We start from the raw sequence: 10,579 nt of genomic DNA on the forward strand, positions 1-10,579 counted from the left end.
CGCAGGGCTGCTCTGGACCCCCGCCTTCGCGGGGGAACAGGGTTTTTCCATAATCGTAAAGCTGAAGCCTGAATCCCCACAATCCCTAATCCGTCGGGCATTAAATCGGCATCACCCCAACGATAGGCCAGATTAAGGGCTCGCCGCTCTAACCCGCCGTCGAACGGTTCATCCGTTGCAGCGTGCTGAGTGCCGCCTCAAGCGCGAAGTCGATTTCGCCTTCGCCGTCGGCATCGAGCGGCGCCGCGGGCACCGGAATGGGCGGCGCGGCAGCCGATTCGGGACGGCGGCGCGCAAGCCCCGCCTCGAAGCGCGCGACCATCGCGCCGAGCGAATTGTCGGCGGGATCGGGCAGAGCGGGACCGGCGCGGTCGACCGGCTGCAACCAGGGTTCGGCGCCGGGCTCGTCCATTTCGACGGGCGCGAGGTCGGCGAGAATCAACTCGTCCTCCCCGATCGCATCCGTGGCGACCGCATCGATCGTGACCGCATCGATCGTCTCGGGGGTTGCCTCGGGGGCCGCCGTGGCCGCGGCGGATTCGCCGGGCGCGGCTATCGGCCCCAGTCCCAGCGCGGGAAGGTCGCGGCCGGCGCGAATCGGCGGGCGCGGCGGGTCGTCGGGGTGCAGGTCGGCGCGGCGGCGGCGAACCGGCGCCTCGCCGTCGGCATCGTCATCGACACGCTCGTTCCGCCGCATCCGGCGCCCGAGCGCGGCAAGCCCCGATTGCTCGGGCTCGGCGATGAGCAGCGCGATGAAGGCCGCGATCAGGGCGGCGACGGCGGCCATGCCGAACGCCAGCACGAGCCGCGCGGCATTGCCCACCGGCGGCACGAAGAAATCGGACAGCCGGTCAAGATAGAGATTCCAGCTGATTCCGGCGACCCACGCCATCGGCATCACCGCCGCGAACAAAAAGGTCAGCGCGGCGGCGCCGATCACCGCGGGCACGGCCGGCCCCAGCGCGCGCAGCACCGTACGGACCCGGCTGATTTTCGGCGCTTCGTTCTCGTCGTCCATATCGTTCCCGAATCTCGTCACGCGGCGGCCCGGAGCAGGCGTTGGTAAACCGGCTCGTAACGCAAAATGTTTGACGACCAGTTACGATGCGTCTCGACGAAGAGTCGCGCCGTCCGCCGCCGTTCGTCCCACAGGTCGCGCCGTTCGAGCAGGTCCGACAGCGCCGCGGCGATCGCGGCCGGATCGTCAGGCGCGAACAGCGTCCCGGTCGTCCCGTCCTCGATCAGTTCGCGGTGCCCGCCGACGTCCGACGCGGCGACCAGCTTGCCCTGCGCCATCGCCTCGAGCGGCTTCAGCGGGGTGACGAGATCGGTGAGCCGCATCTTCTTGCGCGGATAGGCGAGGATGTCGATCAGCGAATAATAGAGCTCGACCGCTTCGTGCGGAACGCGGCCGACGAAATGGATCCGGTCGGCCACCGGCGAGGCCGCCGCCTGCGCCTTCAGCGCCGCCTCCATCGGACCGCCGCCGACGAGCAGCAGCCGCGCGCCCGGCTGCGCGGCGACGAGCGCCGGCATCGCGGCGATCAGGTCGTCGATCCCCTCATAGTCGTAGAAGCTGCCGATGAAGCCGATCACCGCGTCGCCTGGTCCAATGCCAAGCTCCGCCGCCAGCGCCTCCTCGCGCGGCAGCGGGCTGCCGAACAGGTCGAGGTCAACGCCGTTGGGCGACACGACAATCTTTTCCGGGTCGACGCCGCGCGCGATCAGGTCGCCGCGCAGCCCCTCGCAGATCACCGCGACCGCGTCGGCCGATTTGACCGCATGGCTTTCGAGCCACCGCGTCAGCCGGTAGCGCGCGCTCCCCTCGCGCCCGGTGCCGTTGCCGACCGCCGCATCCTCCCAAAAGGCGCGGATTTCATAGAGGACCGGAATGCCGAGCCGCTTGCCCGCGCGCAGCGCCGCGAGCCCGTCGAGCACCGGCGAATGCGCGTGGAGCAGGTCGGGCTTCCACTCCCGCGCCAGCGCTTCGGTGCGCGCCGCGAGCGCCGCGATCTCGCGCCATTCGCGGATCGGCGAGCGCACCGGCGCGATCGGCGGCGTGCGGTGAAAGGTCAGCCCGTCGACGGTCTCGACGTCCGGCCCGGGGTTCGGATGCCGCACCCCGGTGACCCCCGCGACCTCCCAGCCCTTCGCGATCTGCGCCTTCATCAGCGCGCGCGTGCGAAAGGTGTAGCCGCTGTGCGCGGGCAGGCTATGGTCGAGGACGTGAAGGATGCGGGGCAAGCGGGTCATAGGGTCAGTGCTTTGACATATAAGCCTTAACGCGGCGTCAACCCCAATAGCTTAGGCGGCACAGCTGATATGGTCGACAATTTCTCCATTGGCTTGACGCACCTGCTGATCGCGATCGCGTTGTGGCGCCTGCTCTATCGCGACGACCTCGATCATGAGGTGAGTCCGCGCAAGCTTTGGCAGCAGCGCCGTAACGCCGAAGCCGGGGCCGAAAACACCGCAAGGGACGCGTCGGGCGATGCGTGACATTGCGCTCGTCGCCTTTCTGTTCGCGTTCATCGGCGTCGGGTTCAGGAAGCCGTTCCTGTTCGTCCTCTGCTTTTGCTATATCGATATCGTCGCGCCGCAGCGGCTGAGCTATTTCCTGATCAACTCCATCCCGATCTCGCTGATCGTCTTCGGGCTCGCGATCGGCGGCTGGCTCGTCTTCGACGACAAGCGCGACACGCGATGGTCGGGGCGGCAGGTCCTGCTCCTCCTGTTGCTCGTCTATTGCGGGATCACCACCATTCAGGCCGATTTCCCCGTCGAGGCACAGGACAAGTGGAGCTGGGTGTGGAAAGCGCTGGTCTGGGCGATTTTCCTCCCGCTGACCCTGCGCACCAAGCTCCGCATCGAAGCGCTGGCGCTCATCATGCTGTTATCCGCCGCCGCGATCGCGATCGCAGGCGGGATCAAGACCGCCGCGGGCGGGGGCGGCTATGGCGCGCTGCAACTGCTGGTCAACGAGGATTTCGGCCTCTACGAAGGGTCGATCATGTCGACCGTCGGCATTTCGATCATTCCGCTGATCCTCTGGTACCGGCGCCACGGAACGATCTTCCCGCCCGACTGGCGCGTATCGCTCTTCTGCTTCGCGCTCTGTTTCGCCTGCATCTTGCTGCCGGTGGGGACACAGGCGCGCACCGGGCTGGTATGCCTCGTCGTGCTGGCGATCCTGTCGCTCCGCGCGGTCAAGCATCGAATCCTCTACCTGGTCGGCGGTGCGCTGTTCGTGGCCGCGGCGATTCCCTTTCTGCCGCAAAGCTACACCCAGCGCATGGAAACGATCGAGGGCTACCAGTCCGACGAATCGGCCTCGACCCGCGTCGCGGTGTGGAAATGGACCTGGGATTATGCCAAGGATCACCCGTTCGGCGGCGGATTCAACGCCTATCTTCAAAACCATGTCCGGGTCCACATGGCCGCGGGCAGCTACGACCCCGATGCGCCGCAGTCCGCCGAACCGATCGTTTATGAAGATCAGGCGCGCGCCTATCATTCGAGCTATTTCGAGATGCTCGGCGAACAGGGCTATCCCGGCCTCGCGCTCTGGCTGCTGCTCCACGGCGTCGGCATCGTCCAACTCGAACGGCTGCGGCGGCGCTATAGACATACCCGGCGCGCCGAGGAGCAATGGATCGCACCGCTCGCGACCGCCCTCCAGCACGGCCATATCGTCTATATGGTCGGCTCGCTGTTCGTCGGCATCGCGTTCCAGCCCTTCATCTACATGATGCTCGCACTCGAAATCGGGCTGTCGACCTATGTCCGGCGGCGCGAAAAGGAGTCCGGATGGCGCCCGCTGATGGCGCGCCCGGCGCAGGTTCCCGCGCGGCAGGGATTTCCGGGTTCCCCGCCAGCCTGACGGGGCTCGTATCGGGCGGCGGCAGGAACCATGAGCGGAGCCGGTGCGCTATTGCCCCATGGCCTGCGCGAGACCCAATATCTTTCGCGTTACGAACGCGGCTTTCTATCCTATCTCGAACGCGCGCCCGACGCCGCGGCGTTGCTTCGTTCCGCCCGATCCGCCAAGAGGATGATGTGACCCTTTCGCTTCTCGCCGCCGCCCAGACCGCTGCCACGCAACCCGCCGCCGCCCCGTCCGCGACGCCCGGCCCGCTGGACGACCTGCGCCATTATTGGGACGCGAGCGTCGCCTGGGTGAACAGCCACTGGCTGCAGATCGGCATCGCGATCGGCGTCGGGCTGGTCATCTATGCCCTGCTGACGATGGCCCGGCGCTTCGCGCTCAAGCTCGCGCAATCGGCCGACGCCGACATGAGCTTTACCCACATCGCCGGGCGCGTCCTGCACAAGACCAAATCGACGGTGCTCGCGATCGTCGCGATCCGCCTCGTTGCGGGCTATGCCCAGCCGCCCGCGGTGATCCTGCAGCTCATCCAGTTCGTCTTCACGATCGCGGTGGTGATGCAGGTCGCGATCTGGGCGCGCGAGATCGTGCTGGGCCTCATCCAGCGCCGCGCCGCCGAAGGGCACAACGAAACGCTCAGCAACGCGATGGGGATCATCCGGCTGCTGATCAGCGTCGCGCTGTTCGCCATCGCCGCGATCGTCATCCTCGACAATATGGGGGTCAACGTCACCGGCCTCGTCGCCGGGCTCGGCATCGGCGGCATCGCGATCGGCCTCGCCGCGCAGGGCATTTTCTCCGACCTCTTCGCTTCGCTCTCGATCATCTTCGACCGGCCGTTCCGGGTCGGCGAGACGATCAAATATGATACGAGCACCGCGACGGTCGAGCGCATCGGCCTCAAGAGCACCCGGCTGCGCTCGGTGAACGGCGAGCTTCTGGTGATCTCCAACACCAATCTGCTCAGCAAGGAGATCACCAATTTCGCGCATCTCCACCGCCGGCGGGTGAGCTTCGTCCTCAACATCATCTATCAGACGAGCCCCGAAAAACTCCGCGCGCTCCCTGCCTTGCTCGAAGAGCAGGTGAAGGCGGCAGGACATGAATTCATCCGGTCGAGCTTCGTCGCCTTCAACCCGTCGAGCCTCGATTTCGAGCTGGTGTTCGACGTGTTCAGCGACAATTACGACGAGGTCATCGCGGCGCGGGGCGATGTCGCGATCCGCATCGTCGCGGCGCTTGGCGAGGCGGGCTATGATTTCGCCTATCCGACGCAAACCACCTTCACCGCCGCCCCTGACGGCACGATGATCATGCCCTACGCCGAGTCCCCGAAGCCCCGGGCAAGCGCCGCGAAGCCCGGCAAGCCGGACTGACGTTACGGCGCCGTAGCCAAAGCCCTTCGCTCTTGTGCAATGCGGCAAGAGAGGCCTAGAACGCGCCCCGAACCAATGATTGAGGGGAATGCGAATGGCTAGCATCACGCCGCAGGAACTGCAGACCAAGGTCGGCGAACATCTCGGCACGTCCGACTGGGTGCTCGTCGATCAGGAGATGATCAACAAGTTCGCCGATGCGACGGGCGATCACCAATTCATCCATGTCGATGCCGAAAAGGCGAAGTTGACGCCGTTCGGCGGCACGATCGCCCACGGCTTCCTGACGCTGTCGCTGATCCCGATGCTCGGCGCGAGCACCGACGGGCCGAAGGTCGGCGGGGTCAAGATGGGCGTCAACTACGGCGGCAACAAGGTCCGCTTCCTCGCTCCCGTCCGCTCGGGCAAGCGCGTGCGCAGCCACGTCAAGCTGCTCGAACTCGACGAAAAGCGCCCCGGCCAGTGGCAGCAGACCAACGAGATCAGCATCGAGATCGAGGGCGAGGAAAAGCCCGCGCTGATCGCCGAATGGATTACGCAATTCTTCGTCTGAGCGGAAATATCCGGCCGACCTCCCCCGAAAAGATAATCGGAACCAAGCAGAAGGACCCTTATCATGCGTGACGCCGTCATCGTTTCCACCGCCCGCACCCCGCTGACCAAAGCGGCGCGCGGCTCGTTCAACAACACCACCTCGCCGACGCTCGGCGCCTATTCGGTCGCCGCCGCGGTCGAGCGCGCGGGAGTCGAGGGCGCGGCCATCGACGACGTCCTGTTCGGCGCCGCGATGCAGCAGGGTTCGCAGACGATGAACGTCGCGCGGCTGATCGGCCTGCGCGCCGGGCTGCCCGTCACCGTTCCCGGCATGTCGATCGACCGTCAGTGCTCGTCGGGCCTGATGACGATCGCGACCGCCGCGAAGCAGATCATCGTCGACCGCCAGGACATCGTCGTCGCGGGCGGCGTCGAGAGCATCTCGAAGGTCAGCGGCAGCGGCAAGACCTTCTTCGAGGCCGACCAGGAACTGCTGGCGATGCACAAGGACATCTACATGCCGATGATCGGCACGGCAGAGGTCGTCGCCAAGCGCTACAACATCAGCCGCGAGGCGCAGGACGAATATTCGCTCCGGTCGCAGCAGCGCACCGCCGCCGCGCAGGCCGCAGGCAAGTTCGACGACGAGATCGTCCCCTGCAAGGCGACGATGGCGGTGGTCGACAAGGAGACCAAGGAGGTTTCCTACAAGGAGGTCGTCGCCGACAAGGACGAGTGCAACCGCCCCGACACGACGCTCGAAGGGCTCGCGGGCCTCAAGCCGGTGATGGGCGAAGGCCACACGATCACCGCGGGCAACGCCAGCCAGCTTTCGGACGGTTCGTCGGCGTGTGTCGTGATGGAAGCCAAGGTCGCCGAAAAGCGCGGCCTGACCCCGCTCGGCCGCTATGTCGGCATGGCGGTCGCGGGCACCGAGCCCGACGAGATGGGCATCGGCCCCGTGTTCGCGATTCCGAAGCTGCTCGAACGCTTCGAGCTCAAGATGGACGACATCGGCCTCTGGGAACTCAACGAAGCCTTTGCGGTGCAGGTGCTCTATTGCCGCGACAAGCTCGGCATTCCCGACGAGCTGCTCAACGTCAACGGCGGCTCGATTTCGATCGGCCACCCGTTCGGCATGACCGGCGCGCGCTGCGTCGGCCACGCGCTGATCGAGGGCAAGCGCCGCGGCGTCAAATACGCCGTCGTCACCATGTGCATCGGCGGCGGCCAGGGCGCGGCGGGCCTGTTCGAGGTCTTCTGATTTGCGCCTGAACGCTCCGCGTATCGAGCCGGTCGATCTCGACCGGCTCGATGCCGACCAGCGCGCCGCGCTTGCCCCCTTTCTCGAAAACGATGGCGGCAAAGTCGGCGGCGGGCGGGTGCTCAACATCTTCCGCACTCTCGCGCACGCGCCGAAAGCGCTGACCGCTTTCCTCGCTTGGGGCGGCTATATCCTCTCGCGCCGCAACGCGCTGACGGAACGCGACCGCGAACTCGTCATCCTGCGGACGGGATATAATTGCCGCTCGGGCTACGAATGGACGCAGCACAAGCGCATCGGTCTCGGCTGCGACCTGTCCGAAGCCGAGATCGAGCGGATCAAGGCCGGCCCCGACGCGGACGGCTGGAGCGACCTAGACCGCGCTATGCTGCGCGCGACCGACGAGCTGACCGGGCAGCATTTCGTGACCGATGCGACCTGGGCGGCGCTCGCGCCGCTCGGCGACAAGGGCCGCATGGACCTGGTCTTCACCGTCGGCCAATACACCCAGGTTTCGATGATTTTGAACAGCTTCGGCATCCAGGTCGAAGAGGGCTGGGAGGTCGATCCCGACCTTCGCGCCTGAAAAGGAGAGAGATATGAGTGCCATCGGCGTGATCGCGACGCTGCGCGTGCAGCCCGGCAAGGAAGCGGATTTCGAGGCGGCCTTTGCCGAACTCGCCGCCGCGGTGAACGCGGACGAACCCGGCAACAGCTTCTATCGCCTGTTCCGCACCGGCGAGACCGGCACCTACAAGGTGCTCGAATGCTATGACGACGCCGCGGCGGTCGAGGCGCACCGCGCATCGACCCATTTCCGCGAGATCGGTGCCCGCTTCGGCCCCTGGCTCGCCGGCGCGCCCGACATCGAACGGCTCGCCGCGGCCTGACGCCCGCCGCTACTTGACCCGGTTGAACAGGTTCGTGCGCATTCCGGGCGTGCCGTCCTTGGTGAAAAAGACGACCGTTTCGGTCATCGTCTTGCCATCGGGCGACACCGTATAGGTGCGCATCGATCCGGGCACGCCGCCGAGCGCGAGGGCGGTGACCATGACGTTCGGCTCGGGCATTCGCGTCGCGACGGTGTCGGCCTCCAGATTGCCCTCGACATGGACGGGTTTGCCGTCGGGAGCCCAGGTCGACTTCGCCCGAACCATCTTCCCGTCGGGCAGCGTCACGTCGACCAGCGTCCGCCATTGCCCCGCCCCCGCGTCGCTATAGGTGATCGTGACGCTCTTCGGCCGCGCCTCGGGCGGGATCGGCAGCTTCGCGACATCGACCGCCCAGGTGCCGATCAACGGCGAAACCGCCGCATCCTCGGCCAGCGCGGGAGCGGCCTGCATCGCACCGGCGATGAACAGGACGGGGAAGAGCGCTTTCATCGAACCTCTCCAAATCATTTCATATCATTGCCTTTTATCCGGCACCGTCCATCCGTCAATCGACGTCGGCAATCTCCCCTGCCCGGTCGCCGAGCAGATAGCGCGGCCCCGCCCCGCGCTGCGCCGCCTTGTCGCCGCGGTTGTAGAGCCCGCATTTCTTGAGGCTCAGGCAGCCGCAGCCGATGCACTGATCGAGCAGTTCGCGCGTGCGTTCGAGCGCCGCGATCCGCGCATCTATGCGCGTGCGCAGCTCGGTGCTGATCCGCGTCCAGTCGGCGGCATTGGGCGTGCGCCCGGCCGGCAGCCCAGCAAGTTCGGCCGCGATCTCCTCGAGGCTGAGCCCCATCTGCTGCGCGATCAGAATGAAGGAAACGCGGCGGATGTCGGCGCGCAGGAAGCGCCGCTGCCCGCCGCCCGAACGCAGCGCCGCGAGCAGCCCCTTCGCTTCGTAAAAGCGGATCGCCGACACCGCGACCCCGGTGCGCGCGGCCAGTTCGCCGATCGCGATCAGGTCGGTGCGATGCATGGCCTTCTCCTCCTCGCAACGGTAAATTGCTCTTGATCTAAACCTGACTTGAGCTTTCATACCCTGAGCGTCAATTCGAATCAGGAGCTTTTTCGTGACGCATCCCTTCATCGAGCATGTAAACCTCACCGTCAGCGATCCTGATCGCACCGCGGGCATCCTGTCGGCGATCTTCGGCTGGCACGAGCGCTGGCGCGGCCCGGCACGCGATGGCGGCCGCACGATCCACCTCGGCAGCGACGCCGCCTATGTCGCGCTCTATACCGGCCCCGAAGGCGAACACGCCGACGCGCGCTATCCGAAAGGCGAACCGCTCAACCATGTCGGCGTGCAGGTCGATGACCTCGACACGATCGAGATGCGCGTCAAGGCGGTCGGCCTCGTCCCTTTCAACCATGGCGATTACGAGCCCGGCCGGCGCTTTTATTTCCTCGACCCCGACGGCATCGAATATGAAGTCGTCAGCTATGCGGAGCCGCGCCGGCGCTGAGCAGAGCAACATCACGGCGCCCAGCGCGTTGATCGGGTATCCGGGGGACGACAAGGAGCCTCGACCGATGAGCGACGATATCAAGAAAGCCTTCTGGAAGGCGCTCGATGCCAGCCCCTATGTGATGGTCGGCATGACCGGCGAACGCGAGCATCATATCCCGATGAACGCGCAGCTCGACCAAGATGCCAACAGCGCCTGGTGGTTCTTCACCGCGACCGACAACCGGCTCGCCGCGGGCGGCCCGGCGATGGCTGAGTTCGCCTCGAAGGGTCACGACCTCTTCGCCTGCATTTCGGGCACGCTGCGCCGCGAAGACGACCGCGCGGTGCTCGACCGGCTATGGAACAACGGCATCGCCGCCTGGTATCCGGGCGGCAAGGACGACCCCAAGCTCGCCCTGCTGCGCTTCGACCTTGAAGATGCCGAAATCTGGACCGCCGATCCGGGGATCAAGGGGCTGTTCAAGCTCGCCACCGGCATGACGATGAAAGGCGGAGACCTCGGCAAGCACGCCGAGGTGACGCTTTAGGACGCGTTCGCCGTCCGCTCGCGCGCCTCGATCGCGATGTCGATCAGCGCCGATAGTACGCGCCGCGCCGCCGCGATGTCGTCGGCGCTGACGCGCGTCGCCAGCTTCGCGTCGACCGCATCGCGCGCCTTGCCTTGCACCGCCGCCGCATGCGCGCCGCGCTCGGTCAGCCGCAGCACGAACCGTCGCCGGTCCGCAGGGTCGACCTGCCGCTCCAGATAGCCGCGCATCACCAGCGTATCGACAAGCTGCCCCGCCGCCTGCTTCGAGATGCGCAGATCCTGGATCAGCGCGCTCAGCGGCACATCCTCGGCCCCGAGCGCGAGGCCGCCGATCACATAGAGTCCATTGGCGGGAATATCGTCGAACCCCGCGCGGTCGAGCGCCCGGCGCATCGCCCCGCCATAGGTGGTGCGGGCGTGGCGCAGCAGCGCGGGCATGACGATATCGGGATGGCGGGGGGTGTTGGTGTCGGTCATGGCATGTCTATATAGTCTATATTCAGGATAGTCCATATATTTTACTATCCTGAATATAGACTATATCTCTCTCTCGTCACCCCGGACTTGATCCGGGGTCCCGCTCGGCG

At 66.2% G+C, this 10,579-nt stretch carries 14 protein-coding genes; 9 read left to right on the forward strand and 5 right to left on the reverse strand.

What is annotated here, in order from left to right:
• Positions 1 to 148: 148 nt before the first annotated feature.
• Both OJI97_RS06100 and OJI97_RS06105 read right to left on the reverse strand, forming a co-directional pair.
• Positions 149 to 1,018, reverse strand: a complete 870-nt coding sequence (locus OJI97_RS06100) for a hypothetical protein (RefSeq protein WP_297662092.1) — start codon at positions 1,016 to 1,018, stop codon at positions 149 to 151.
• 17 nt (positions 1,019 to 1,035) lie between these two features.
• Complete coding sequence (locus OJI97_RS06105; protein ID WP_297662112.1) at positions 1,036 to 2,244, reverse strand: TIGR04063 family PEP-CTERM/XrtA system glycosyltransferase; 1,209 nt, start codon at positions 2,242 to 2,244, stop codon at positions 1,036 to 1,038.
• Between the two features lie 78 nt (positions 2,245 to 2,322).
• Here OJI97_RS06105 and OJI97_RS06110 point away from each other — a divergent pair, with 78 nt between their 5' ends.
• The 7 genes from OJI97_RS06110 to OJI97_RS06140 all read left to right on the forward strand — a co-directional run bounded on the left by OJI97_RS06110 (position 2,323) and on the right by OJI97_RS06140 (position 7,950).
• Entirely contained in the window at positions 2,323 to 2,499 is a 177-nt protein-coding gene (locus OJI97_RS06110; RefSeq protein ID WP_297662094.1) for a hypothetical protein, read from the forward strand.
• Complete coding sequence (locus tag OJI97_RS06115) at positions 2,492 to 3,880, forward strand: putative O-glycosylation ligase, exosortase A system-associated (RefSeq protein ID WP_297662096.1); 1,389 nt, start codon at positions 2,492 to 2,494, stop codon at positions 3,878 to 3,880. The genes OJI97_RS06110 and OJI97_RS06115 overlap by 8 nt, the downstream gene beginning before the upstream one ends.
• A 176-nt stretch (positions 3,881 to 4,056) precedes the next feature.
• Positions 4,057 to 5,262, forward strand: a complete 1,206-nt coding sequence (locus OJI97_RS06120; protein ID WP_297662098.1) for a mechanosensitive ion channel domain-containing protein — start codon at positions 4,057 to 4,059, stop codon at positions 5,260 to 5,262.
• Positions 5,263 to 5,356: 94 nt separating this feature from the next.
• The gene (locus OJI97_RS06125; RefSeq protein WP_297662099.1) at positions 5,357 to 5,815 is read left to right on the forward strand and encodes a MaoC family dehydratase; all 459 of its coding nucleotides are present in this window, start codon (positions 5,357 to 5,359) and stop codon (positions 5,813 to 5,815) included.
• Positions 5,816 to 5,878: 63 nt separating this feature from the next.
• The gene (locus OJI97_RS06130; RefSeq protein WP_297662100.1) at positions 5,879 to 7,060 is read left to right on the forward strand and encodes an acetyl-CoA C-acyltransferase; all 1,182 of its coding nucleotides are present in this window, start codon (positions 5,879 to 5,881) and stop codon (positions 7,058 to 7,060) included.
• Position 7,061: 1 nt separating this feature from the next.
• Positions 7,062 to 7,646 carry a carboxymuconolactone decarboxylase family protein gene (locus tag OJI97_RS06135; protein ID WP_297662101.1) on the forward strand — a complete coding sequence of 195 codons (585 nt, stop codon included), beginning with the start codon at positions 7,062 to 7,064 and terminating at the stop codon, positions 7,644 to 7,646.
• Between the two features lie 13 nt (positions 7,647 to 7,659).
• Positions 7,660 to 7,950, forward strand: coding sequence for a putative quinol monooxygenase (locus tag OJI97_RS06140; protein ID WP_297662102.1), 291 nt, complete (start codon positions 7,660 to 7,662; stop codon positions 7,948 to 7,950).
• Between the two features lie 9 nt (positions 7,951 to 7,959).
• Here the strand turns inward: OJI97_RS06140 and OJI97_RS06145 are convergent, their stop codons facing one another.
• Positions 7,960 to 8,442: a hypothetical protein gene (locus tag OJI97_RS06145; protein WP_297662103.1), complete on the reverse strand. Its 483-nt coding sequence runs from the start codon at positions 8,440 to 8,442 to the stop codon at positions 7,960 to 7,962.
• 55 nt (positions 8,443 to 8,497) lie between these two features.
• Complete coding sequence (gene soxR / locus OJI97_RS06150; RefSeq protein WP_297662105.1) at positions 8,498 to 8,968, reverse strand: redox-sensitive transcriptional activator SoxR; 471 nt, start codon at positions 8,966 to 8,968, stop codon at positions 8,498 to 8,500.
• 94 nt (positions 8,969 to 9,062) lie between these two features.
• Here soxR and OJI97_RS06155 point away from each other — a divergent pair, with 94 nt between their 5' ends.
• The gene (locus OJI97_RS06155) at positions 9,063 to 9,458 is read left to right on the forward strand and encodes a VOC family protein (RefSeq protein WP_297662107.1); all 396 of its coding nucleotides are present in this window, start codon (positions 9,063 to 9,065) and stop codon (positions 9,456 to 9,458) included.
• 67 nt (positions 9,459 to 9,525) lie between these two features.
• On the forward strand, positions 9,526 to 9,990 hold the full coding sequence (locus OJI97_RS06160) for a pyridoxamine 5'-phosphate oxidase family protein (RefSeq protein ID WP_297662109.1): 465 nt from the start codon (positions 9,526 to 9,528) through the stop codon (positions 9,988 to 9,990).
• Here OJI97_RS06160 and OJI97_RS06165 read toward each other — a convergent pair.
• The gene (locus OJI97_RS06165; RefSeq protein ID WP_297662110.1) at positions 9,987 to 10,469 is read right to left on the reverse strand and encodes a MarR family transcriptional regulator; all 483 of its coding nucleotides are present in this window, start codon (positions 10,467 to 10,469) and stop codon (positions 9,987 to 9,989) included. The genes OJI97_RS06160 and OJI97_RS06165 overlap by 4 nt on opposite strands.
• Between the last annotated feature and the right edge of the window lie 110 nt (positions 10,470 to 10,579).

Source organism: Sphingopyxis sp. (assembly GCF_025869345.1).
Classification (GTDB): Bacteria; Pseudomonadota; Alphaproteobacteria; order Sphingomonadales; family Sphingomonadaceae; genus Sphingopyxis.

Excerpts from the sequence above, each read along its gene's own strand:
- OJI97_RS06160 (WP_297662109.1), top strand. The coding sequence starts at position 9,526 with ATGAGCGACGATATCAAGAAAGCCTTCTGGAAGGCGCTCGATGCCAGC.
- OJI97_RS06110 (WP_297662094.1), top strand. The coding sequence starts at position 2,323 with ATGGTCGACAATTTCTCCATTGGCTTGACGCACCTGCTGATCGCGATC.
- OJI97_RS06125 (WP_297662099.1), top strand. The coding sequence starts at position 5,357 with ATGGCTAGCATCACGCCGCAGGAACTGCAGACCAAGGTCGGCGAACAT.
- OJI97_RS06140 (WP_297662102.1), top strand. The coding sequence starts at position 7,660 with ATGAGTGCCATCGGCGTGATCGCGACGCTGCGCGTGCAGCCCGGCAAG.
- OJI97_RS06130 (WP_297662100.1), top strand. The coding sequence starts at position 5,879 with ATGCGTGACGCCGTCATCGTTTCCACCGCCCGCACCCCGCTGACCAAA.
- soxR (WP_297662105.1), bottom strand. The coding sequence starts at position 8,968 with ATGCATCGCACCGACCTGATCGCGATCGGCGAACTGGCCGCGCGCACC.
- OJI97_RS06145 (WP_297662103.1), bottom strand. The coding sequence starts at position 8,442 with ATGAAAGCGCTCTTCCCCGTCCTGTTCATCGCCGGTGCGATGCAGGCC.
- OJI97_RS06115 (WP_297662096.1), top strand. The coding sequence starts at position 2,492 with ATGCGTGACATTGCGCTCGTCGCCTTTCTGTTCGCGTTCATCGGCGTC.
- OJI97_RS06165 (WP_297662110.1), bottom strand. The coding sequence starts at position 10,469 with ATGACCGACACCAACACCCCCCGCCATCCCGATATCGTCATGCCCGCG.
- OJI97_RS06100 (WP_297662092.1), bottom strand. The coding sequence starts at position 1,018 with ATGGACGACGAGAACGAAGCGCCGAAAATCAGCCGGGTCCGTACGGTG.